This is a genomic window from Ralstonia mannitolilytica, from assembly GCF_905397375.1.
Taxonomy (GTDB): domain Bacteria; phylum Pseudomonadota; class Gammaproteobacteria; order Burkholderiales; family Burkholderiaceae; genus Ralstonia; species Ralstonia mannitolilytica.
In genome coordinates this window covers 41,961-63,445 of record NZ_CAJPVG010000012.1, presented here as the reverse complement: position 1 = coordinate 63,445, position 21,485 = coordinate 41,961, and the positions used below count along the sequence as shown (strand labels likewise).

Annotated in this window: 22 protein-coding genes and 1 tRNA gene; 9 read left to right on the top strand and 14 right to left on the bottom strand. The window is 65.2% G+C overall.

Annotated features, from left to right (window positions below; all coding sequences use genetic code 11):
* Positions 1-121: 121 nt before the first annotated feature.
* Entirely contained in the window at positions 122-538 is a 417-nt protein-coding gene (locus tag KHN96_RS19195; protein WP_062738441.1) for a hypothetical protein, read from the top strand.
* A gap of 4 nt (positions 539-542) precedes the next feature.
* Here the strand turns inward: KHN96_RS19195 and KHN96_RS19190 are convergent, their stop codons facing one another.
* Entirely contained in the window at positions 543-1,376 is an 834-nt protein-coding gene (locus KHN96_RS19190) for an aldo/keto reductase (RefSeq protein WP_062738440.1), read from the bottom strand.
* A 109-nt stretch (positions 1,377-1,485) separates the two neighbouring features.
* Complete coding sequence (locus tag KHN96_RS19185) at positions 1,486-1,923, bottom strand: CBS domain-containing protein (RefSeq protein ID WP_045787063.1); 438 nt, start codon at positions 1,921-1,923, stop codon at positions 1,486-1,488.
* A gap of 340 nt (positions 1,924-2,263) precedes the next feature.
* Here KHN96_RS19185 and KHN96_RS19180 point away from each other — a divergent pair, with 340 nt between their 5' ends.
* A complete protein-coding gene (locus KHN96_RS19180; RefSeq protein ID WP_045787064.1) occupies positions 2,264-2,497 on the top strand; it encodes a hypothetical protein in 234 nt (77 codons plus the stop codon).
* A 51-nt stretch (positions 2,498-2,548) separates the two neighbouring features.
* Here KHN96_RS19180 and KHN96_RS19175 read toward each other — a convergent pair whose 3' ends face one another.
* Positions 2,549-3,199 (bottom strand): LysE/ArgO family amino acid transporter, encoded by a 651-nt coding sequence (locus tag KHN96_RS19175; protein WP_062738439.1) that lies wholly within the window; start codon positions 3,197-3,199, stop codon positions 2,549-2,551.
* A 74-nt stretch (positions 3,200-3,273) separates the two neighbouring features.
* On the opposite strand from KHN96_RS19175, the gene KHN96_RS19170 reads away from it, so the two are divergent.
* On the top strand, positions 3,274-4,170 hold the full coding sequence (locus KHN96_RS19170; protein ID WP_062738438.1) for a LysR family transcriptional regulator ArgP: 897 nt from the start codon (positions 3,274-3,276) through the stop codon (positions 4,168-4,170).
* A 3-nt stretch (positions 4,171-4,173) separates the two neighbouring features.
* On the opposite strand, the gene KHN96_RS19165 is transcribed toward KHN96_RS19170, so the two are convergent.
* Positions 4,174-5,034, bottom strand: coding sequence for an MBL fold metallo-hydrolase (locus KHN96_RS19165; protein WP_045787067.1), 861 nt, complete (start codon positions 5,032-5,034; stop codon positions 4,174-4,176).
* Between the two features lie 91 nt (positions 5,035-5,125).
* Here KHN96_RS19165 and KHN96_RS19160 point away from each other — a divergent pair, with 91 nt between their 5' ends.
* The 5 genes from KHN96_RS19160 to KHN96_RS19140 all read left to right on the top strand — a co-directional run bounded on the left by KHN96_RS19160 (position 5,126) and on the right by KHN96_RS19140 (position 8,178).
* Positions 5,126-5,488 carry an ArsR/SmtB family transcription factor gene (locus KHN96_RS19160; RefSeq protein ID WP_045787068.1) on the top strand — a complete coding sequence of 121 codons (363 nt, stop codon included), beginning with the start codon at positions 5,126-5,128 and terminating at the stop codon, positions 5,486-5,488.
* A 183-nt stretch (positions 5,489-5,671) separates the two neighbouring features.
* Positions 5,672-6,493 carry a sulfite exporter TauE/SafE family protein gene (locus tag KHN96_RS19155; protein ID WP_045787069.1) on the top strand — a complete coding sequence of 274 codons (822 nt, stop codon included), beginning with the start codon at positions 5,672-5,674 and terminating at the stop codon, positions 6,491-6,493.
* Between the two features lie 35 nt (positions 6,494-6,528).
* Positions 6,529-6,605: transfer RNA gene (locus tag KHN96_RS19150), tRNA-Pro, on the top strand.
* A gap of 123 nt (positions 6,606-6,728) precedes the next feature.
* Positions 6,729-7,202 (top strand): phosphohistidine phosphatase SixA, encoded by a 474-nt coding sequence (gene sixA / locus KHN96_RS19145; protein ID WP_062738437.1) that lies wholly within the window; start codon positions 6,729-6,731, stop codon positions 7,200-7,202.
* A 127-nt stretch (positions 7,203-7,329) separates the two neighbouring features.
* Positions 7,330-8,178: a GNAT family N-acetyltransferase gene (locus tag KHN96_RS19140; protein ID WP_045787083.1), complete on the top strand. Its 849-nt coding sequence runs from the start codon at positions 7,330-7,332 to the stop codon at positions 8,176-8,178.
* A 76-nt stretch (positions 8,179-8,254) separates the two neighbouring features.
* Here KHN96_RS19140 and ppx read toward each other — a convergent pair whose 3' ends face one another.
* Positions 8,255-9,793 (bottom strand): exopolyphosphatase, encoded by a 1,539-nt coding sequence (gene ppx / locus KHN96_RS19135; RefSeq protein ID WP_062738436.1) that lies wholly within the window; start codon positions 9,791-9,793, stop codon positions 8,255-8,257.
* A gap of 168 nt (positions 9,794-9,961) precedes the next feature.
* On the opposite strand from ppx, the gene ppk1 reads away from it, so the two are divergent.
* A complete protein-coding gene (gene ppk1 / locus KHN96_RS19130; RefSeq protein WP_045787085.1) occupies positions 9,962-12,133 on the top strand; it encodes a polyphosphate kinase 1 in 2,172 nt (723 codons plus the stop codon).
* 81 nt (positions 12,134-12,214) lie between these two features.
* On the opposite strand, the gene phoR is transcribed toward ppk1, so the two are convergent.
* From phoR to folP, 9 genes are all read right to left on the bottom strand, one after another.
* A complete protein-coding gene (gene phoR / locus KHN96_RS19125) occupies positions 12,215-13,543 on the bottom strand; it encodes a phosphate regulon sensor histidine kinase PhoR (RefSeq protein WP_062738435.1) in 1,329 nt (442 codons plus the stop codon).
* An 84-nt stretch (positions 13,544-13,627) separates the two neighbouring features.
* Positions 13,628-14,341 (bottom strand): phosphate regulon transcriptional regulator PhoB, encoded by a 714-nt coding sequence (gene phoB, locus KHN96_RS19120; RefSeq protein ID WP_045787087.1) that lies wholly within the window; start codon positions 14,339-14,341, stop codon positions 13,628-13,630.
* A 23-nt stretch (positions 14,342-14,364) separates the two neighbouring features.
* Entirely contained in the window at positions 14,365-15,078 is a 714-nt protein-coding gene (gene phoU / locus KHN96_RS19115; protein WP_045787088.1) for a phosphate signaling complex protein PhoU, read from the bottom strand.
* 13 nt (positions 15,079-15,091) lie between these two features.
* Positions 15,092-15,883 carry a phosphate ABC transporter ATP-binding protein PstB gene (pstB, locus tag KHN96_RS19110; protein ID WP_045787089.1) on the bottom strand — a complete coding sequence of 264 codons (792 nt, stop codon included), beginning with the start codon at positions 15,881-15,883 and terminating at the stop codon, positions 15,092-15,094.
* Entirely contained in the window at positions 15,880-16,764 is an 885-nt protein-coding gene (gene pstA / locus KHN96_RS19105; protein WP_045787090.1) for a phosphate ABC transporter permease PstA, read from the bottom strand. Before pstA ends, pstB begins: the two co-directional genes overlap by 4 nt.
* A gap of 50 nt (positions 16,765-16,814) precedes the next feature.
* Entirely contained in the window at positions 16,815-17,789 is a 975-nt protein-coding gene (gene pstC / locus KHN96_RS19100; protein WP_045787091.1) for a phosphate ABC transporter permease PstC, read from the bottom strand.
* 107 nt (positions 17,790-17,896) lie between these two features.
* Positions 17,897-18,925, bottom strand: coding sequence for a phosphate ABC transporter substrate-binding protein PstS (gene pstS, locus KHN96_RS19095; RefSeq protein WP_045787092.1), 1,029 nt, complete (start codon positions 18,923-18,925; stop codon positions 17,897-17,899).
* Positions 18,926-19,109: 184 nt separating this feature from the next.
* On the bottom strand, positions 19,110-20,453 hold the full coding sequence (glmM, locus tag KHN96_RS19090; protein ID WP_062738434.1) for a phosphoglucosamine mutase: 1,344 nt from the start codon (positions 20,451-20,453) through the stop codon (positions 19,110-19,112).
* A 101-nt stretch (positions 20,454-20,554) separates the two neighbouring features.
* Entirely contained in the window at positions 20,555-21,463 is a 909-nt protein-coding gene (gene folP / locus KHN96_RS19085; RefSeq protein ID WP_147282530.1) for a dihydropteroate synthase, read from the bottom strand.
* Positions 21,464-21,485 lie beyond the last annotated feature (22 nt).

The window sequence follows — 21,485 nt, the reverse complement described above, 5'->3', positions numbered from 1 at the left end:
GAACGCGCCTCACATCCGGCCCAGCCTTCCGCCACGTTTTCGTTTCCAAATGTTACCGGCGTGAGCCAATGCCGACTTCGGCACTACGCAGCGGGCGTGGCCGTGCAGTAAAGTCCATGTCATGAAAGACGCCCGCCTTTACTCGCCTCTGATCGTGTTCGCCTTGCTTGCCGCGTGCGCTTCACGCACGCCCCAGCAACACGCCGACGCCGCCCTCACAGACACCACGAGCGCAGCCGCAGCCGACAACGGCTGGCAGGCGCTGCGTGCCAAATACATGGACTGCGTCCAGCGCCGCGCCGCAGACGGCATCCCCGGCACGGCCCAGGCCAAGTCGGTCGTCTCAGCGGCCCTGAGCGCGTGCGAAGGCGACCTGAGTGCCATGCACGACGCCTTCCGCGACCACCTCAGCACGCAGATGTCGTCGTCGGGCGCGCGCCGGGCCTCCGACCGCGTCACGCAGGACACCCGCGAGAAAGCGCGCGTCTACCTCACCGGCTACGTCGAACACGAACGCTACGTGGCGAACTCGCGCTAAAGCGCTACAGCATCTCCAGCGCGCGCGGCCCCTTCGGCGGCGGGAAGATGTCGTCCAGTGCGGCGAGCTGCTCAGCCGTGAGCGTGTGCGACAACGCGCCGACGTTCTCCTTCAGCCGCCGGCGGTGCCCGGTCTTGGGGATGGCGATGATGTCGTCGCCGGCCAGCAGCCATGCCAGGGCGACCTGCGCCGGCGTCATGCCGCATTCGCGCGCAAAGCCGACGAGCTTCGGGTGCCGGAGCAGCCGCGCCTGCTCGATGGGCGAATAGGCCATCACCGGCACGCGGCGCTGGCGCAGCCACGGCAGCAGGTCCCATTCGATGCCACGGCGGCTCAGGTTGTACAGCAACTGGTTGACCGCGACCGCATCGCCGCCGGGCACCTCCCACAGTTCCTCCATGTCGGACAGATCGAGGTTGCTGACGCCGTAATGGCGGATCTTGCCTTCGCGCTGCAGGGCCTGCAGGCCGTGCACGGTCTCTTCGAGCGGCACGCTGCCGCGCCAGTGCAGCAGGTAGAGATCGAGGCGGTCGGTGCCAAGCCGATGCAGGCTGCGCTCGCACGCGGCGGCAATGCCGCGCCGGGTCGCGTTGTGCGGGTAGACCTTGCTGACGAGGAAGACCTCGTCGCGGCGCCCGGCGATGGCCTCCCCGATCAAGGCTTCGGAGAGGCCCTCGCCGTACATCTCGGCGGTGTCGATAAGGCGCAGGCCCAGGTCGAGGCCCAGGCGCAACGTGGCGATTTCTTCTGCGCGCGCGGCCGGGCGGTCGCCCATGTTCCACGTGCCCATGCCGAGCGCCGGGACGCGTTCTCCATCGGGCAATGTGACTTGTTTCATGTCTCGCTTTCCGGTTGGGGAGCCAGACACGAATCTACAAGAGACCCGGCGCGTCGTTAAGGCGACAGGCGTCCGTTCAGAACTTACCCGCTGCTGAAGCAGTTACGCGTCAGTGCGCGGTCTGCGAGTGGCTGCCACCGGGCGTGGAAATGCCGCTCACGGCCTGGCCCGTCTTCTTCGGATTGCCGCAGCCCGCGATGTCGCCGATGGAGACGATGCCCACCAGGCGCTTGTCGCGGCTCACCACGGGCAGGCGCCGCACCTGGATGTTGCCCATGTTGTGCGTGACGTGGTCGAGGTCTTCGTCGTCGTAGCAGTACATCACTTCCTGCGACATCACATCGCCGATCCGGGTGTCGGGCCCGCGCCCTTCCGCTACCGCGCGTACGGCAATGTCGCGATCCGTCAGCATGCCGACGAGCCGGTCACCCTGCCCGACCGGCAGCGCACCGATGTCGCATTCGGACATCAGCCGCGCGGCGTCCTGAATGGTCTGATCCGGATTGACGAGCTTGACGTCCTGCGTCATCGCTTCTCGAACTCTCATGGAATCTCCTCATGCGCCGACTGGATGACCGGTTGCCCCAAGGGCGCCGGCGCGTTACGCCGATGGAACACTGATCACCCAGCACGGGCCGTACCCATTCGAACGCTTCATGCACGGCCAGCGGGAACGCCAATTGCGTGACCGCACGCGCCCGGGGCACGGTGCCACGCGCCAGGCCGACGTGAAGCGCGTGGCAGGCCGCATAACCGCCGGTTGCGGCACTGTGGCGGCCATGCAGCCGAGGCGTGAAGCCGGTAGCCGTTACGCGCAGGTTGTACAAACGCGTCGCGCATGGTGCGGCCGGCCATCCAATAAAGAGAAAGGAGCACAGGAGACAACCATGTTGAGCCCCCATGAAATTGCGGCGCTGGTCCTGGTGTGCGAGGAGTCCAAACCCCGCGATCTCGACATGGCCGACATCGAGGCGCTGCTCGCACATCAGCTCATTACGCTCGAGCCGATGGACTCGGGGTTGAGCGAGCCGCGCGTCACGGTTCAGGGACATGCGTTGTTGAAGTCGCTCGGCGTCATGCGCACGCCGGCCCGCAGGGGGTGCCTCTCGGCCTTACGGTGACGGCACGGGCGCATCGGTCGGCCGCCTCTTCGGCGGCCAATGGAGGGCCGATCAGAGCCCGGCCACGGCGTGACGCAGCAGCAGCGCTGCCAGCACGAGCATCGTCACGCCGATCAGGCCGTCCAGCACGCGCCACGCCCCTGGCCGCGCAAACCACGGTGCCAGCCATCGCGCACCAAACCCCAGCCCCGTAAACCAGAAGAGGCTGGCCGAGCTTGCGCCCGCCACAAACCACCCGCGCAATCCGGCCGCCTGCTGCGCGCCAATGCTGCCGACCAGCAGGACCGTGTCGAGATAGACGTGCGGATTGAGCAGCGTGAAGGCCGCCGCCTGCGCAAGCGCCGCGACCCGGCTCATACCCTCGCCGCCCGCCGCCGCGCTCAGCTGGTGCGGATGCCGTGCGCGCCGCAGCGCCTGCACGCCGTAGAGCAGCAGGAAGGCGGCGCCCGCCACCGCCAGCCCTCTCGCCAGCGCTGGACGCTCCCCCAGGGCATGCGCCATGCCGAGCACGCCGGCTGAAATCAGCAGCGCATCGGCCATCGCACAGAACAGCACCACGCTGCCGACGTGCTCGCGTCGAAGCCCCTGGCGCAGCACGAAAGCGTTCTGGGCGCCAATGGCGACAATCAGCCCGAGGCTCAGTGCGAGGCCCTGCAGAAACACGGAAAACATCGGCGGAGCCGAGGAAAGTGCGGTCGTCATGCGTGCAGCTTGCCGGCACGTTGCGATGAAGACAAACTATATTTTCTTTACCGGATTCAGTTTTGCTAATTCCCATGCTCGATTACTCCGCCTTGGCCGCGCTGGCCGCCGTCATCCGCGAAGGCAGCTTCGAGCGCGCGGCGCGGGCGCTGCATGTCACGCCTTCGGCCGTGTCGCAGCGCATCCGGCTGCTCGAAGAGCGCGTTGGCTGCGCGCTGGTAGTGCGCGATCAACCTTGCCGCGCCACCGAAACGGGCCGGCGCCTGTGTCAGCACGTCGATCGCGTACGGCTGCTCGAACAGGAGCTGCACGAAGCGCTGCCCACCCTGGCCCCTGAAGGCCAGGCACGTGTGGCGCTGCCCATTGCTGTCAATGCAGACAGCCTCGCCACATGGCTGGCCCCGGCCATTGCCGGTTTTGCGGCAGCGCATCCGGTGCTGATGGATGTGGCGGTCGATGACCAGGACCACACGACCGAATGGCTGCGCAGCGGCGCGGTACTGGCGGCCGTCACGGCGACGGCACGCCCGGCCGCGGGCTGCAACAGCCGTCCGCTCGGCTCCATGCGCTACCTGGCCGCAGCAAGCCCCGCGTTCATGCAACGGCACTTCCCCGACGGCGTGGGCGCCGGCACCCTCGCCAAGGCGCCAAGCCTCGTCTTCAATACCAAGGACGAACTGCAGACGCGCTGGGCACGGCGCCTTTGCCATCGGCATGTCGAGCTGCCGCGCCACACGCTGCCTTCGTCGCAGGCATTTGTGGCGGCCGCGCTGGCTGGCATGGGATGGGGCATGCATCCAGAGGCGCTCATTGCCTCGCATCTTGAAGACGGCGCGCTGGTCGAGCTGGTGCCCGATACCCCGCTGGATGTACCGCTGCACTGGCAATACGCGCGGGCGGCTTCCACATTGCTCGATGGGCTGAGCCGCGAAGTGATGGCCGCGGCGCGCTCGGCGCTCCGGGCGCCGTGAGCGCTACAGCGCGTTGAGCGGGATCTTGAGGTACTGCACGCCGTTCGGTTCGGCAGGCGGCAGCGCGCCCGCGCGGATGTTGACCTGAATGGAGGGCAACATCAGGGTCGGCATGGAAAGCGTGGCATCGCGCTTCGTGCGCATCTGCACGAACTCGGCCTCGGTCACGCCGTCATGCACATGGATATTGGCGCGGCGCTGTTCCGCCACCGTCGTCTGGCACATCGCCTCCCGGCCGGCGGGCGGATAGTCGTGACACATGTAGAGCCGCGTGTCGGGCGGCAGCGCCAGCAGGCGGCGGATGGACTGATACAGCGTGCCCGCATCGCCGCCGGGAAAGTCGCAGCGCGCGGTGCCGACATCCGGCATGAACAGCGTGTCGCCCACGAAGACAGCGTCGCCCACCTGATACGCCATGTCGGCCGGCGTGTGGCCCGGCACGGCCAGCGCCCTGGCTTCAAGCTCACCAATGCGGAAGACCTCATCCGGCGCGAACAGGTGGTCGAACTGCGAGCCATCCAGCCGGAACGAGGGCTCGAGGTTGAAGATCGGCTTGAAGACGCCCTGCACCACGCGGATCGACTCGCCAATGGCAATGCGGCCGCCAAAGCGCGCACGCAGGTACGGCGCAGCCGACAGATGATCGGCATGCGCGTGCGTCTCGAGCAGCCATTGCACGCGCAAGTCTTGCGTCTCGATGAACGCCGCCACACGATCGGCCGAGTGCGTCCGCGTGCGGCCCGATTTGGGGTCGTAATCGAGCACGGAATCGATGATGGCGCATTGCGTGCCCGGCCCTGCGTGGACCACGTAGCTCATGGTGCAGGTATCGGGGTCGAAGAACGGTTCGATCTGGGCGTGCATGGCGGGCTTTCGCAAACAATCTATATTTTTATAGAATATCGTCAGACATTGTGTCTGCCAATAGCGCAGATTTCGCCTGCGCAGCGCCCCGATGACCGATTCGACCACCGCCCCACCCGACGTTGTGCCGCTGCCCGAGGCGGCCATCTCCATGCTGCGCGCGTCTGCCTCGCAGGCGTGTGCGGTACTAAAGGCCATGGCCCACGAAGACCGCCTGCTGTTGCTGTGCCAGCTCACCCAGGGCGAGCGCAACGTGGGCGAACTCGAGGCGCTGGTGGGGCTGCATCAGCCCAGCCTGTCGCAGCAGTTGGGCGTGTTGCGCGATGAAGGCCTCGTGGCTACGCGCCGCGAAGGCAAATACATCTATTACCGGCTGGCGAGCTTCGAGGTCATCCAGATCATGCAGACGCTCTCCGCCCTGTACTGCGGCAAGGTCTTGAAGACGGTCACATAGGCCGCCTGCCGCACCCTTCCATCGATGCACCCGCCGGATTGCCCGGCGGCCTCCACTAGATCGCATGCTGACCGAACTCCCTTCTGTACCGCCCTTGGGCTGCGGCGCCGCGCGCATTGGCGTGGCTGCCGGCCTGCACCCGCGGCGACCGCCGCGCGGCATCACGGTCGCGGGGCGCTGAGCATGTCGCCGTCGGAGATGGGCTGGATCCTCAGCGCGGGGCTCGGTTCCGTGGTGGGCCTCATTCTTGCGCTGACCGGGGCCGGCGGCGCCATTGTGGCGGTGCCGCTGTTGATCTTCGGGTTGCATCTGTCCGTGCAGCAGGCCGCGCCGATCGCATTGCTTGCGGTCGGCCTGTCAGCGGGGCTCGGTGCGGTGCTGGGCCTGCGCGAAGGCAAGGTGCGCTACAAGGCCGCCGCGCTGATGGCGGCATGTGGCATCGTGGCGTCGCCGCTTGGCCTCTGGGTCGCGCACCGGGTGCCGAATACCCCGCTGACCGTCGTGTTTGCTGCCGTCCTCGGCCATGTGGCGATGCGCATGTTCCGTCAGGCGCAGGCCGCCGGCCATACCGAACCGCAGCATCGGCATGCCGCCCCGCCCTGCCACCTCGATCAAACGACTGCCAGGCTCATCTGGACGCTCCCCTGTGCCCGCGCGCTCGCCGCATCCGGAGCGGGGGCCGGGTTCCTTTCCGGCCTGCTGGGTGTGGGCGGGGGCTTCGTCATCGTGCCGGCGCTTCGCCGCGCGACCGATCTGCCGATGCAGACCATCGTCGCCACGTCGCTTGCCGTCATCGCGCTGGTGTCGACGGGGGGCGTGGTTGCCGCGGCGATCGGTGGGCATGTCGATTGGTCTGTCGCGCTGCCGTTTGCCGCCGGTGCGTTGACCGGCATGCTTGTCGGCCGGCGCTTTGCGCGCCATCTGGCCGGGCCCGCACTGCAGCGCGGGTTCGCCGCATTTGCGGGCGTGGTCGCGCTCGGATTGATCGCCAGGGCCTTTATTTGACCGGATTGTTGCGAAAGCGGTACAATCGCCGGTTCCGGAGCGTAGCGCAGCCTGGTAGCGCATCTGATTTGGGATCAGAGGGTCGTAGGTTCGAATCCTATCGCTCCGACCACAATAAGCAGTCAAGCAAAACGGCTTACGTTCATCGCGTAAGCCGTTTTGCTTCGTGCACGACAAGCCGTGTCATATGCGGGTGCTATAACGACAGCATCGCTGCACTGCCTGACACCTGCTCATGAACCTCATCCTGTGGCGCCACGCCGAAGCCGAAGACGTGGCCGCACCGCTGCGCATCCAGCGCAGCACCGATCTCCAGCGTGAACTCACCAAGCGCGGCCACAAGCAGGCCGAGAAAGTGGCCGCATGGCTGCGTCCTCGCCTGCCCGAAGACACGCTGGTGCTCGCCAGCCCCGCAGTGCGCACGCAGCAGACAGCGCGCGCGCTGACCGAGCACTACCAGGCCCTGCCCGCGCTTTCGCCGGGCGCGGACGTCAGCGCCATCCTCGACGCACTGGACTGGCCGTCGAATACGAATCTGCTGCTGGTCGGCCACCAACCGTGGATCGGGCGGCTGGCGAGCCTCCTCATCGCCGGCAACGAGATGGACTGGAGCGTCAAGAAGGCGGCCGTGTGGTGGCTATGCCGGCGCGTGCGCGAAGGCGAGGCGCAGACCGTGCTGCGCGCCGTGGTGAACCCCGATCTTGTGTGACACGACGTGCCTGTCACGCCAACGCCACGCAAAATTCACGCAACCGTCACGATTGACACCCTTTTGTCGCTGATCTGTCACGCAGCGTCTCTAGAATCGCCCCGAAATTCACCCATGGGGATGATGAATGCGAGACCTGCCGACGCCCACCCAGCCGTTGATCGACGCACTGCCGAGCCTGAGCCTGGCGAATATCGGGCAAGCCAACGCACGGAGGGGTCTTCCTCGCACACCGGACGCTGTTCCGACGCGTGACAAGCCTGTTCTGGCCGTTTCGTGGGCGCGCCACCAGGATGAAGTGACCGAGGCGCAGCGCCTGCGCTACAAGGTCTTTGCCGAAGAGATGGGCGCCCGCCTGGCCTCGGCCCACGCCGAGCTGGACGTCGACATGTTCGACGCCGTGTGCGACCACCTGATCGTGCGTGACCAGAAGACGCTGCGCGTGGTCGGCACCTACCGCGTGCTGCGCCCGGACGCCGCAAAGCAGATCGGCTGCCTGTACTCGGAGTCCGAGTTCGACCTCGTGCGCCTGGCTCACCTGCGCCCGAAGATGGTCGAGCTGGGTCGCTCGTGCGTGCACCGCGACTACCGTTCGGGCAGCGTCATCATGGCGCTGTGGGCGGGACTTGGCGAATACATGCAGCGCTACGGCTTTGAATCGATGCTGGGCTGCGCGAGCGTGTCGATGGGCGATGGCGGGCACTTTGCAGCAAGCCTGTACCGCAGCTTCGTGGAAGACGGCTCGCTCGCGCCCATCGAATACCACGCGTTTCCGCGTGTGGCGCTGCCCGTTGAGGAGCTGAACCAGACGCTTGAAGTAGAGCCGCCCGCGCTGGTGAAGGGGTACCTGCGCCTGGGTGCACGCATCTGCGGCGCACCGGCTTGGGATCCGGACTTCAACGTCGCCGATTTCCTCACCCTGCTGCGCCTGTCCGACATCAACCCGCGCTACGCACGGCATTTCCTGCGCGCCTGAGGCGCGTTCCCCATACAAGCAAAACGGCCCGGAGTCTTCCGGGCCGTTTGCATTGGGCCGCTGCCACCGCGCGGCGCTACACGTACACCACCTTGTATCGGCGGCCGATGCGCTGCCATTCGTCGGCCTCTTTCGCCAGGCTGTATTCGACCAGTGGATTCTGCTCGATCCAGCTCTTGGGCAGTTCCACCTCGAAGCCGCCTTCGTTGAGCTCGCCTTCGCTGTGGCGCACACGCAGGTCCGGCAACTGGATCGCCCCGCGGCGGCGGCACAGCACGAACGCCAGGCGCAGGCTGAACAGCATCCGCCAATCCAGGAACTTGCCGCCGCCCGACAGCTTGCCCAGCTTGCCCGCATGCCCGAGCAGCAGCGTCGCCAGGCGTGCCTGGTCGGTCTTGGAAAAGCCCGGCATATCCGCATGACTGGCGATGTATGCCGAGTGCTTGTGGTAGCCGCTGTGCGAGATGCTCATGCCGATCTCGTGCAGGCTCGCGGCCCAGCCCAGCAGGGCGAGGTTGTCTTCGCGGCGCTCGTCGGGCGGATCCGGGAACTGCGAGAGCAGCGCCGTCGCCGCATCCCGCACGCGTTGCGCCTGCGCGCGATCGACGTTGTAGCGGCGCATGAACTGCTCGATCGTCACCGTGCGCATGTCTTCATGGTGCGTGCGACCGAGCAGGTCGTACAGCACGCCCAGGCGCAGCGCGCCATCCGTCACGTCCATGCGATCGATGTCGAGCTCGGCAAACACGCCCAGCATGATCGACAGGCCGCCCGGCAACACCGGAATGCGGTCGGGCTTGAGGCCATTGAGCTTCAGGCGATTGGTGTTCTCGGCTTTCACGAGCGCGCGCTTGAGCCGCTCCAGCCCCTCGCGCGTGATGCCGTGCTCGGTGCTTTTCTCGTTGAAGCCGTTCAGCTCGATCAGCTCGGCCAGTGCGCGGGCGGTGCCCGACGAGCCCACCGCCTGGTTCCAGCCCGCGGTACGGTACTGCTGCACGAGCACCTGGATCTCGCGGCGCGCGGCCAGCTCGGCCTGCTTCATCGCGTACTCGTCGACATTGCCATTCGGAAAGAAATGGCGGCTGTGCGACACGCAGCCGATATACAGCGACTCCATCAGCCTGGGCTTGTATCCGTTGCCGATGATGAATTCGGTCGAGCCGCCGCCGATGTCGACGACAAGACGGTTGCCCTGGCACGCCGGCGCATCGTGCGACGCCCCGAGATAGATCAGGCGAGCCTCTTCGCGGCCTGCAATCACTTCAATGGGGAAGCCGAGCGCCGCCTCCGCTTCGATCAGGAATTCCTGCGCGTTCTTGGCCACGCGCAGTGTGTTGGTGGCCACAGCACGTACGTGGTCGGGCGCGAAATCGCGCAGGCGGTCGCCAAAGCGGCGCAGGGCGTCCACACCGCGCCGGCGCGCCGGCTGGTCGAGGTACTTGTCCTGCGTCAGGCCGGCAGCCAGACGCACCGGCTCGCGCAGCGCGTCAACCTGAAAGATCTGGGTGCTGCTGGCACCGTTGGGACCGATCGTTTCGTCGACGCGGCCGATCATCAGCCGAAAGCTGTTGGAGCCCATGTCGACAGCGGCCAGCAGACGGGGGGTGGGACTCATGAATGGGAACGGGTGAGGCGCGCCTTCGAAACGCGGAGTATTGTGGTTCGCAACGTCGGCCAACAAAATATGTCTTTATTGTGTCCCGAACGTGACAATTCCAATGTGTCACAAATTTGACACTTAACTATGAAAAAGTGGCTGGATCGTCATCCGTCTGAACGCAACATGTCGACTCTGCCCGCGGGCGACCTGCTCAATCGCGAACTGGGCATCCTGGAATTCAACGCCCGCGTGCTGGCCCAGGCGGCAGACCCCGGTGTGCCGCTGATGGAGCGGCTGAAGTTCATCTGCATCGTATCGAGCAATCTCGATGAGTTCTTTGAAATCCGCATTGCCGGGTTGAAGGAGCAGATGCGCGACAACCCGTCGTCGGTGACGCCCGACGGGCTGTCGGTGCAGCAGGCGTTTGGCGTGGTCACGGAGCGCGTGCGACAACTGGTCGCGCAACAGTATGCCATGTTGCAGGACGAGATCCTGCCACTGCTGGAGAAGGAAGGCGTCTTCTTCCACATGACCACCAACTGGAACGAGGCGCAGCGCGCGTGGTGCCGCAGCTTCTTCCAGCGCGAGCTGGTGCCGATCCTCACGCCGATGGCGCTGGACCCGGCGCACCCGTTCCCGCGGGTACTCAACAAGAGCCTGAACTTCATCATCGAGCTGTCCGGCAAGGACGCCTTTGGCCGCGAGGCCGAACTCGCCATCGTGCAGGCGCCGCGTGCCCTGCCCCGCCTCGTGCAGATGCCGCCCGAGCTGTCGGGTTACCCGTATGGGTTCGTGCTGCTGTCGTCGTTCATGCAGGGTTTCGTGCACGAGCTGTTCCCGCAGATCGATGTGCACGGCTGCTACCAGTTCCGCGTGACGCGCAATTCCGACCTGTTCGTGTCCGAAGACGAAATCACCGACTTGCGCGAAGCGCTGCAGGGTGAATTATCGACACGGCACTTTGGCGACGCGGTGCGCCTCGAACTTGCCCACGACACCTCGCCGGCACTCGTACGCCGGCTGCTGCAGGAATTTGGGCTGACCGAGGCCGACTGCTACCGCGTCAAGGGTCCCGTGAACCTGGTGCGCCTGCTGCAGGTGCCCGACATGGTCGACAAGCCGATCCTGAAATATCCCCCGCACGTGCCGGCCACCGTCAAGCAGGTGGCCAACAGCTCGAGCGTGTTCGACGCCATCCGCCAGGGCGACATCCTGCTGCACCACCCGTACGAGAGCTTCACGCCCGTGCTCGAGCTGCTGCAGCAGGCCGCGCGCGATCCGGATGTGGTGGCCATCAAGCAGACGGTGTACCGCACCGGCAATGAATCGCCGGTCATGGAAGCGCTCATCAAGGCGGCGCGCAACGGCAAGGAAGTCACCGTGGTCGTCGAGTTGCTGGCGCGCTTTGATGAAGAGACCAACATCAATTGGGCTGACCAGCTCGAATCGGCGGGGGCGCATGTCGTCTACGGGGTGGTCGGCCACAAGTGCCACGCAAAGATGCTGCTCGTGGTGCGCCGCGAGGCCGCCGGCAAGGGCAAGGCCGTCAAGCTGCGCCGCTATGCGCACCTGGGCACCGGCAACTATCACCCCAAGACCGCCCGCCTCTACACCGACTTTGGCCTCATGACGGCCAATGAGCAGATCTGCGAAGACGTGCATCACGTATTCCAGCTGCTGACCGGCACCGGCGCGCAGGTCAAGCTGCATCATCTGTGGCACTCGCCGTTCACGATGCACGACAACCTGATCGAGCATATCCGCGCCGAGGCGCGAGCCGCGCGCTCAGGCAAACGTGCGCGCATCATCGGCAAGATGAATGCGCTGCTGGAGCCCACCATCATCGACGAGCTGTACAAGGCCTCGCGTGCCGGCGTGAAGATCGACCTGATCGTGCGCGGCGTGTGTGCGCTCAAGCCCGGTGTGCCGGGGCTGTCGGAGAACATCAGCGTGCGCTCGATCGTGGGGCGCTTCCTGGAACACCATCGCGTGTACTACTTCCACGCCAGCGGCGAGGAAGTCGTCTACCTCTCGAGCGCCGACTGGATGGACCGCAACCTGTTCCGCCGCGTGGAGGTGGCCTTCCCCGTTCTCGATCGCAAGCTCAAGGCACGCGTCATCAAGGAAAGCCTGCAGGTGCATCTGCGCGACAACGCATCGGCATGGGTGATGCAGCCCGATGGGGTCTACGTGCAGCGCCGCACGCGCGGCAAGCACGTGCGTGTTAGTCAGCTCGAGCTGCTGAACCACTTCTCGCCCCAGGCCGCTGCAGCTGCCGAAACCGCAGCGGCGGTGGCGGCGGCAACAGCGGCTGAGCCGACCGTGCGTGCTCCGGTGGAGATTTCCGCTGGCTGAGAGCCGGTCCACCTCAACGAAAACGCACGCTCAATGGCGTGCGTTTTTCATGGGGCGCTCCGGAAGCTCGCAGGCGTTGGATCAGGCCGCGCGTTCATCGCCGATGGCCGCGGTGCGCACCACCGTCCGCTCAGGCGGGAACACCGCGCTGAACGTGCTGCCCTTGCCGTGTTCGCTCGTCACCTGCAGCTCGCCGCCATGGCGCGAGAGCACGTGCTTGACGATGGCCAGGCCGAGCCCCGTGCCACCGGTGTCACGCGAGCGGCTGCGGTCGACGCGGTAGAAGCGCTCTGTCAGGCGCGGGATGTGTTCCGGTGCGATACCGATGCCGGTGTCCGTCACGGAGTACACCGCGTGTCCGTCCTTCACACTCCAGTCGAGGCGGATCGCACCGCCGTCCGGCGTGTAGCGCACGGCATTGGACGCCAGATTGCTGAAGGCCGACAGCAGCTCGAGCTCCGCCCCGCACACGCTCACGCCTGGGTCGCATGTCATGCTGATGGTGTGACGGCCGGCGGATAGCGCTTCAACGTCGTGCTGGAGCTGCAGCATCATCCGCTGCATCGGCACCGGCGTGACTGCCGGCGGCTCGGAGTTGCCTTCCAGCGTGGCCAGAGCCAGCAGGTCTTCCACCAGATGCTGCATGCGCATGGCCTGCACGTGCATCATGTCCAGGTAGCGCTTCTTGTCTTCTTCGGGCAGCGGAATGTCGCGCACGGTTTCGAGAAAACCCGAGAGCACCGTCAGCGGCGTCTTGAGCTCATGCGAGACGTTGGCGACGAAGTCGCGGCGCATGGCCTCGGTGTTCTCGAGCTTGGTGATGTCCTGCGACACCAGCAGCTTGCGGTCTTCGCCATACGGCAGGACCTGGACAGAGACGATGCTTTGCTTGTGCGGGCCCACGTCATGCATGGTGAGCGGCTCCTCGAACTCGCCGCGCGCCAGGTAGCGCACGAACTCCGGTCGGCGGATCAGGTGGGTAATGCGTTGGCGCAGGTCACGCCGGGCAGACAGGCCGAAGTGCTCCTCGGCCACGGCGTTGCACCATTCGATCTGGTCTTCACCATCGAGCATCAGCACGCCGTTGGGCGACGCCTGGATGGCCTGGATGAAGCGGCTGTGCTGCTGCTCGACCTGCAGCACCTGCGTGCGCCAGCCTTTCATCAGCCGGTGCAGGCGATAGTAGACCTCGCCCCACAGGCCCAGCGCGCTGGGGATCTCGCCATAGGCCGGCGAGTCCAGCACACGCCACAGCCGCTGGATCTGGTAGACGTAATACAGCAGCGTCGCCAGCAGCATCGCACTGAGCGCAGCCAGTGCAACCGCATGGCCGACGAAGACATAGAGACATGCCGTGGCGATGCCCAGCAACGCGGCAAAGACGGCAAAGCGGGTCCAGAAGACGTTCATGAAGGCATTCTAAGCGCTGGACCGCGAAGATCGCGTGAATACGCGACCAGGCAACCTGCTCGCGTATCCGGTCGGGTGACGGTGTTACTGCCCCGGATTGCGGGCCAGGCGATATCCGCTGCCGCGCACGGTTTCGATCATGTTGCTGTAACCGCCGGGCGCGAGTGCCGCGCGCAGGCGCTTGATGTGCACGTCGACCGTGCGTTCTTCCACGAACACGTGGTCGCCCCACACCTGGTCGAGCAACTGCGAGCGGCTGTGCACGCGCTCGGGGTGCGTCATCAGGAAATGCAGCAGGCGGAATTCCGTCGGCCCCAGGTCGAGCTTGATCGGATTCTCCGATTCCGGCTGCGTGGCCGTGACACGGTGCGTGGCCGGATCCAGCTTCAGGCCGTTGATGGCGACCACGTCGTCGGTCAGCTGCGGCGCGCGGCGGCGCAGCACGGCCTTGATGCGGGCCAGCAGTTCCTTGGGAGAGAACGGCTTGGTCACGTAATCGTCCGCGCCGCTGTCCAGCCCCATGATCTTGTCCTGCTCTTCGCTGCGCGCGGTCAGCATGATGATCGGGATCTGCCGCGTGCGTTCGTTGGCGCGCAGCTCCTTGGCGAACATCACGCCCGACTTGCCCGGCAGCATCCAGTCGAGCAGGACGAGGTCGGGCAGCACGTCGCTCATCAGCGACAGTGCCTGTTCAGCGTTATACGCGCGGATCGGGTAATGCCCTGCGTGCTGCAGGTTCACGGCAATCAGCTCAGCGATTGCCGGCTCATCTTCCACGACCAGAATACTGCTCGGCATACTCACGTCTCCAATCCTGCCTTTTATTCGCCCTCGCCCAGGATCTCGCGCTGCAGCGCTTCGCGCGAGGCGTGACGGACGTCGGTTCCCTTGACGATGTAAATAATAAACTCGGCGATGTTCTTGGCATGATCGCCGATGCGCTCGATAGCCTTGGCAATGAACAGCAGATCCAGCGCCACCGAGATCGTGCGCGGGTTCTCCATCATGTACGTGATGAGTTCGCGCATGAAGCCCCGGAATTCCTCGTCGATCGCCTTGTCTTCCTGCAGGATCGACACCGCAGCCGCCGTATCCAGCCGCGCGAAGGCATCCAGCGCGTGACGCAGGATCGTCGCCGCCATTTCGCCCGAGCGCTCCACGCCGGCGTAGTTCAGCGCGTGTGCCGACGGGTCCTGCATGATGCGCTTGGTGCGCTTGGCGATCTTCTCGGCTTCGTCGCCGGCGCGCTCGAGGTTGGTGATGGTCTTGGAGATGGCCATCACCAGGCGCAGGTCGCGTGCGGTCGGCTGACGGCGGGCGATGATGTTGTTGCAGTCGCCGTCGATCTCGATCTCGAGCGCGTTGATCTCCAGCTCCACGGCCAGCACCTGGTCGCACATGGCCGTGTCGAAATTCGCGAGCGCACGCATGGCACGCGCGATCTGCGCTTCGACCAGGCCGCCCATCTGCAGCACCTTCGTGCTGATGGAGGTCAGGTCGGTATCGAATTGCGTCGACAGATGTTTGTCGGACATCGTGTTCTCCGGATCAGCCAAAACGGCCGGTGATGTAGTCTTCCGTTTCCTTGCGCTGGGGCTTGATGAAGATCTTCTCGGTCTCGCCGAATTCGATCAGCTCGCCCAGGTACATGTACGCCGTGTAGTCGGAGCAACGGGCAGCCTGTTGCATGTTATGCGTGACGATGACGACCGTGTAGTCATCCTTCAGCTCGGCGATCAGCTCTTCGATCTTGCCCGTGGAGATCGGGTCCAGCGCCGAGCATGGCTCATCCAGCAGCAGCACTTCGGGGCGGATGGCAATGCCGCGCGCGATGCACAGCCGCTGCTGCTGGCCGCCCGACAGGCCATAACCGGACTGGTTGAGCTTGTCCTTCACTTCGTTCCACAGCGCGGCCTTGGTCAGCGCCCATTCCACGCGGTCGTCCATCTCGGAGCGCGACAGGCGCTCGAACAGCTTCACGCCGAAGGCGATGTTGTCGTAGATCGACATCGGGAACGGCGTCGGTTTCTGGAACACCATGCCGACCTTGGCACGCAGCAGGGCGATGTCCATGCGCGAGGTCAGCAGGTTCTCGCCGTCCATGTTGATCTCGCCTTCGGCACGCTGCTCCGGATACAGCGCATACATCTTGTTGAACGTGCGCAGCAGCGTGGACTTCCCGCAGCCCGACGGGCCGATGAAGGCCGTCACCTGCTTCTCTGGAATCTGCAGCGAGATGTTCTTCAGCGCGTGGAACTTGCCGTAGTAGAAGTTCAGGTCGCGCACATCGATCTTCGGGCTTTGCGCGCGCACTTCAAGGGACGTAGCAGTCATGGTCATTTCTTGGTGAACAAGGCACGCGCGAGGACGTTCAGCCCCAGCACACCCAGCGTAATCAGGAACACCCCGGCCCAGGCCAATTGCTGCCACTCGGGGAACGGGCTCATCGCAAAGCGGAAGATCACCACCGGCATCGTCGCCACGGGCTGGTTCAGATCCAGGCTCCAGAACTGGTTGTTCAGCGCGGTGAAGAGCAGCGGCGCGGTCTCGCCGGCAATACGGGCGATCGCGAGCAGCACGCCGGTAATCACGCCGGCATACGACGCCTTGAGCGTGATCGACAACACCATCTTCCACTTGGGCGTACCGAGCGCCATCGCGGCTTCACGCATGGCATTCGGCACCAGGTTGAGCATGTTTTCCGTGGTGCGCACCACGATCGGAATCTGCAGCAGCGCCAGAGCGATCACGCCGGCGATCCCCGAGAAGTGCTGCACACGCGCTACCACCAGTGCGTACACGAACAGGCCGATCACGATGGACGGCGCCGACAGCAGAATGTCGTTGATGAAGCGAGTGCAGCTGGCCAGCGGCGAACCCTTGCCATACTCGGCCAGATAGATGCCGGCCAGGATGCCCAGCGGCGTGCCGATCAGCGTTGCCAGGCCCACCAGCAGGAACGAACCGGCGATGGCGTTGGCGAGACCGCCTCCGGGCGTATTGGGCGGCGGCGTCATCTCGGTAAAGAGCGACAGCGACAGACCACCCACGCCCAGCGACAGCGTGGTCCACAGAATCCAGGCGAGCCACACCAGGCCGAAGGCCATGGCCGCAAGCGACAGCGTGAGCGCCACACGATTGACGTTGCGGCGGCGGGCCTGCAGGCGCGACTTGATCTTCTCGGAGTCGGCGCGGACGGCAGGGATGGAAGGGGTACGCATGGTATTCGGTCTCATGGCTGGAGTCGGCACCTGAGGCAGATCGCGTTGGTTCACTTGCGGCCCTCGCCCTTCTGCAGGCGCAGCAGCAAGACCTTGGACGCCGCCAGCACGAAGAACGTGATGACGAAGAGGATCAGGCCGAGCTCCATCAGCGCCGCCGTGTGCAGGCCCTGCCCCGCTTCCGCAAACTCGTTGGCCAGCGCCGACGTGATGCTGTTGCCCGGCGAAAACAGCGAGACGTTATCCAGCAGGTTGGTGTTGCCGATCACGAACGTCACGGCCATGGTTTCGCCCAGCGCACGCCCCAGACCCAGCATCACGCCGCCGATCACACCGGCCTTCGTGTACGGCAGCACCACGTTCCACATGACTTCCCAGGTCGTGCAACCCACCCCGTAGGCCGATTCCTTGAGCAGCGTCGGCGTGATCTCGAACACGTCGCGCATGACGGCCGAGATGTACGGGATGATCATGATCGCCAGGATCACGCCGGCGCACAGCAGGCCGATGCCGATCGGCGCACCGTGGAACAACGCACCGATGAATGGAACCTTGCCGACCGTCGCCGCCAGCGGCTTTTGAAAGTACTCGCCGAAGATCGGCGCAAATACGAGCAGGCCCCACATGCCGTAGACGATGGACGGCACGGCGGCCAGCAGTTCGATGGCAGTACCGAGCGGCCGGCGCAGCCACGCCGGAGACAGCTCGGTCAGGAACAGCGCGATACCGAAGCTCACGGGCACGGCGATGATCAGCGCAATCAGCGACGTGACCAGCGTGCCGTAGATCGGCACCAGCGCGCCGTAGATGTCGGCGGGCGGATCCCACTCCGAATTCCACAGGAACGACAGACCAAACTTCTGGATCGACGGCCAGGCGCTGACGATCAGCGAGACGATGATGCCGCCCAGCAACAGGAGCGTGACGATGGCGGCAAGGCGGGTCAGGCCGCCGAACAGCAGATCGCCGATGCGGCTCGGGGCGCGCATGCTGGAAGCGGTAGAAGAATCAGAGAGCGTGGCCATTGTGGGAACCGGTCAGCCGTGAGTGAAGCTGTTGAATTGGCGCGGGCGGCCGTCTTTGCACCGCCGCCCGCACCTTGCACGCATCGCGTGCGATGCCGGGGCAACGTTCAGTAGACCGCCTTGCCCGACGCGTCCTTCACGTTCGACTTCCAGGTCGTGCGGATCTGGTTCTTGACCGAATCCGGCAGCGGCACGTAGTCCAGCGCCTTGGCAGCGTCGTCGCCACCCTTGTAGGCCCAGTCGAAGAACTTCATCACTTCCGCGCCTTGCGCCGGCTTGTCCTGCGTCTTGTGCAGCAGGATGAAGGTTGCGCCGGCGATCGGCCATGCGTCCTTGCCGGGCTGGTTCGTCAGGATCTGGTAGAACGACTTGTTCCACTCGGCGCCTGCTGCTGCAGCCTTGAAGGCTTCGGCGGTCGGTTGCACCACGGCGCCCGAGGCGTTCTGCAGGTTCACGTGGGTCATGTGGTTCTGCTTGGCGTAGGCGTATTCGACGTAGCCGATCGCGCCACCCAGGCGCTGCACGAACGCCGCCACGCCTTCGTTACCCTTGCCGCCCGTGCCGGTCGGCCAGTTCACGGTCGTGCCTTCGCCCACCTTGCTCTTCCACTCGGCGTTCACCTTCGAGAGGTAGTTCGTGAAGATGAACGACGTGCCCGAAGCATCTGCACGGCGCACCACCAGGATGTCCTGATCCGGCAGCTTGGCCTTGGGGTTCAGCTTGGCGATGGCCGGATCATTCCACTTCTTGATCTCGCCCAGGTAAATCTTGCCCAGCACTTCACCGGTCAGCATCAGCTCGCCAGCCTTCACGCCAGGTAGGTTGATCACGGGCACCACGCCGCCGATCACGGTCGGGAACTGCAGCAGGCCATCCTTGTTCAGGTCAGCGTCCTTGAGCGGCATGTCCGACGCACCGAAATCCACGGTCTTGGCGGTGATTTGCTTGATGCCGCCGCCCGAGCCGATGGCTTGGTAGTTCACCTTCGTGCCCGTCGCCTTCTGATAGGCATCGGCCCACTTGCTGTAGACGGGAGCAGGGAACGTCGCGCCAGCGCCGGTGATGTCGGCAGCGAACGCAACACCAACGAAAGCCAGCGAAGCCACGCCCGCGATCGCGGTTTTGACCAGTTTCATGTGTCCTCCAGAGGAGCGGTTGAGCGATGACAAATTTTTGACATCCGAACTTTAGGCCGCCCAAATGACAGTTCTGTGACAACACGAAAACTTCTCACAGCTCACGGTGCGTACGTGAAAGTGGACGCGCGCGCACGAAAAAAGCGACCCGTAGGTCGCTTTTGTGGTGAGGCAGGAAAGTGCGTCAGCGGAACGTGGCAGCCAGCCGTTCGGCGTGCTGGCTGGCCATATCGGCATCTTGCGCCTCCACCATCACACGCACTACGGGTTCGGTGCCGGAGGGACGGATCAACACGCGGCCCTTGCCGTTGAGCTCGGCCTCGCTCGCCTTCAGCGCGGCCTGCAGGCCGGCGTGGGCCCGCCAGTCGAAGCCCTTCTCCACCCGGACATTGATCAGCTTTTGCGGGAAGAGACGAACGCCGTCGAGCATCTCGTCCAGCGATTGGCCGCTGCGGCGCAATGCCGCAAGCACCTGCAGCGCCGAAATGATGCCGTCGCCGGTGCTGTGCTTGTCCAGGCACAGCAGGTGGCCGGAGCCTTCGCCGCCGAGCAGCCAGCCGTTCTTCTTCAGTTCTTCAAGCACGTAGCGGTCGCCCACCTTGGCGCGGACGAACTCCACGCCTTGCGCCTTCAGAGCCAGTTCCACCGCGAGGTTGGTCATCAGCGTGCCGACGGCGCCCGGCACCGGCAGCCCCGCAGCCCGGCGCGCCTGCACCATGACGTACAGCAGCTCGTCGCCGTTATAGAGACGACCGTTGCGATCGACGACTTGCAGGCGGTCGGCGTCACCGTCAAACGCCAGGCCGATGTCGGCGCCATGCTCGCGCGTGGCTTCGACGAGCTTGCCTGGCGCCGTCGCGCCATAGCCGTCGTTGATATTGCGGCCGTTCGGCTGGTTGCCGATGGAAATGACGTCCGCGCCCAGCTCGTGGAAGACGTGCGGCGCAATGTGGTAGGCCGCGCCGTGCGCGCTATCGAGCACGATCTTCATGCCGAACAGGTTCAGATCGCTCGGGAACGTGCTCTTGCAGAACTCGATGTAGCGGCCTGCGGCATCGTCGATGCGGCGCGCACGCCCTAGGGCGTCCGACGCCGCATACTCCATCGGCTTTTCCAGCTCGGCCTCGATCTCCGCCTCGGTTTCGTCGGGCAGCTTGTCGCCCGTGGCGGAAAAGAACTTGATGCCGTTGTCGTGATACGGGTTGTGAGAGGCTGAAATCACCACGCCCGCAGACAGCCGGAGTGCGCGTGTCAGATACGCCACGCCGGGCGTCGGCAGCGGGCCGCTCATCAGCACGTCCACACCCGCGGCCGTGAAACCGGCTTCCAGGGCGGCTTCAAGCATGTAGCCCGACAAGCGCGTGTCCTTGCCGATCAGCACGGTGGGCCGGCCGTGGCCATGGGCTTCGCCTCCATGCGCCAGCACCCGGCCGGCGGCATAACCGAGACGCAGCACGAAGTCCGGCGTGATTGGGCTCTCGCCGACACGCCCGCGAATGCCGTCGGTGCCGAAATACTTCCTGGACATGGGGAATCTCTCCTAAAGTGTTTGTTTTGTTTGTAAGGCGACGGCCCTGCTCCGACAATCGTCTGTTCGCCCGACCCCGACCGTGCGAGGTGCGGTCGCTGTCATTCCAGCGGCGGATCGACGCGTTCGTGACGCATCGCCCACCATGTCTGGAGCGCCTCCACGGTGGGTCGCACGTCGTGCACGCGGACGATGAAGGCGCCCCGCTCCGCGGCCAGCAGCGCGGCCGCTACACTGGCCGTGATGCGTTGGGCGGGCGGCTTGCCACCCAACACCGCCCCCAAGGTCGACTTACGCGACAGCCCGACCAGCAGCGGCAAGCCGATCTGCTGGAACTCCGCCAGTCGGTTGAGCATCGTCAGATTGTGGGCCGGCGTCTTGCCGAAGCCAAATCCAGGGTCCAGCGAGATGCGCTCCATCGCCACGCCGGCGGCAGCCAGCGCCTCGGTCTGCACGCGCAGGAACGCGGCGACCTCGCTCATCAGGTCCGTGTAACGGGGCGCCTCCTGCATCGTCTCCGGATCGCGCTGCATGTGCATGACGCATAGGCCCGCGTTGGTGCCTGCCACGGCCTCGATCGCGCCCGGCCGCCGGAATCCCCAGATGTCGTTGATCAAGTCCGCGCCGGCATCCAGCGTGGCACGCATCACCTCCGGCTTGTACGTATCGATCGACAGCGGCTTGCCGCACGCGTGCAGCGCCTCGACGATCGGCATCACCCGGTCCAGCTCTTCCTGGAGGGCCAGCGGCGCCGCACCTGGGCGGCTCGATTCACCGCCAATGTCGATCATGTCGACACCTTCGGCGATCAGCTGCTCGGCATGGCGCAGCGCTGCATCGCGCGTGGCATGCTGCCCGCCGTCGGAAAACGAGTCAGGTGTGACATTGAGAATACCCATGACCAGCGGGCGCCGGTCACGCGGATAACGGAAACGTCCGCACTGGAAGTGCGTGATCGGGGGAACGGAGGCAGGCACGGTAGACTGGTCAGGAAGCAGCGGCGGAAGCATGCCAAAAAAGGCGCCAACAAAA

What these genes read in the sequence shown, in the direction of transcription:
- KHN96_RS19195 (WP_062738441.1), top strand. Translation starts at nt 122, where the DNA reads ATGAAAGACGCCCGCCTTTACTCGCCTCTGATCGTGTTCGCCTTGCTT.
- KHN96_RS19190 (WP_062738440.1), bottom strand. Translation starts at nt 1,376, where the DNA reads ATGAAACAAGTCACATTGCCCGATGGAGAACGCGTCCCGGCGCTCGGC.
- KHN96_RS19185 (WP_045787063.1), bottom strand. Translation starts at nt 1,923, where the DNA reads ATGAGAGTTCGAGAAGCGATGACGCAGGACGTCAAGCTCGTCAATCCG.
- KHN96_RS19180 (WP_045787064.1), top strand. Translation starts at nt 2,264, where the DNA reads ATGTTGAGCCCCCATGAAATTGCGGCGCTGGTCCTGGTGTGCGAGGAG.
- KHN96_RS19175 (WP_062738439.1), bottom strand. Translation starts at nt 3,199, where the DNA reads ATGACGACCGCACTTTCCTCGGCTCCGCCGATGTTTTCCGTGTTTCTG.
- KHN96_RS19170 (WP_062738438.1), top strand. Translation starts at nt 3,274, where the DNA reads ATGCTCGATTACTCCGCCTTGGCCGCGCTGGCCGCCGTCATCCGCGAA.
- KHN96_RS19165 (WP_045787067.1), bottom strand. Translation starts at nt 5,034, where the DNA reads ATGCACGCCCAGATCGAACCGTTCTTCGACCCCGATACCTGCACCATG.
- KHN96_RS19160 (WP_045787068.1), top strand. Translation starts at nt 5,126, where the DNA reads ATGACCGATTCGACCACCGCCCCACCCGACGTTGTGCCGCTGCCCGAG.
- KHN96_RS19155 (WP_045787069.1), top strand. Translation starts at nt 5,672, where the DNA reads ATGTCGCCGTCGGAGATGGGCTGGATCCTCAGCGCGGGGCTCGGTTCC.
- sixA (WP_062738437.1), top strand. Translation starts at nt 6,729, where the DNA reads ATGAACCTCATCCTGTGGCGCCACGCCGAAGCCGAAGACGTGGCCGCA.
- KHN96_RS19140 (WP_045787083.1), top strand. Translation starts at nt 7,330, where the DNA reads ATGCGAGACCTGCCGACGCCCACCCAGCCGTTGATCGACGCACTGCCG.
- ppx (WP_062738436.1), bottom strand. Translation starts at nt 9,793, where the DNA reads ATGAGTCCCACCCCCCGTCTGCTGGCCGCTGTCGACATGGGCTCCAAC.
- ppk1 (WP_045787085.1), top strand. Translation starts at nt 9,962, where the DNA reads ATGTCGACTCTGCCCGCGGGCGACCTGCTCAATCGCGAACTGGGCATC.
- phoR (WP_062738435.1), bottom strand. Translation starts at nt 13,543, where the DNA reads ATGAACGTCTTCTGGACCCGCTTTGCCGTCTTTGCCGCGTTGCTGGGC.
- phoB (WP_045787087.1), bottom strand. Translation starts at nt 14,341, where the DNA reads ATGCCGAGCAGTATTCTGGTCGTGGAAGATGAGCCGGCAATCGCTGAG.
- phoU (WP_045787088.1), bottom strand. Translation starts at nt 15,078, where the DNA reads ATGTCCGACAAACATCTGTCGACGCAATTCGATACCGACCTGACCTCC.
- pstB (WP_045787089.1), bottom strand. Translation starts at nt 15,883, where the DNA reads ATGACCATGACTGCTACGTCCCTTGAAGTGCGCGCGCAAAGCCCGAAG.
- pstA (WP_045787090.1), bottom strand. Translation starts at nt 16,764, where the DNA reads ATGCGTACCCCTTCCATCCCTGCCGTCCGCGCCGACTCCGAGAAGATC.
- pstC (WP_045787091.1), bottom strand. Translation starts at nt 17,789, where the DNA reads ATGGCCACGCTCTCTGATTCTTCTACCGCTTCCAGCATGCGCGCCCCG.
- pstS (WP_045787092.1), bottom strand. Translation starts at nt 18,925, where the DNA reads ATGAAACTGGTCAAAACCGCGATCGCGGGCGTGGCTTCGCTGGCTTTC.
- glmM (WP_062738434.1), bottom strand. Translation starts at nt 20,453, where the DNA reads ATGTCCAGGAAGTATTTCGGCACCGACGGCATTCGCGGGCGTGTCGGC.
- folP (WP_147282530.1), bottom strand. Translation starts at nt 21,463, where the DNA reads ATGCTTCCGCCGCTGCTTCCTGACCAGTCTACCGTGCCTGCCTCCGTT.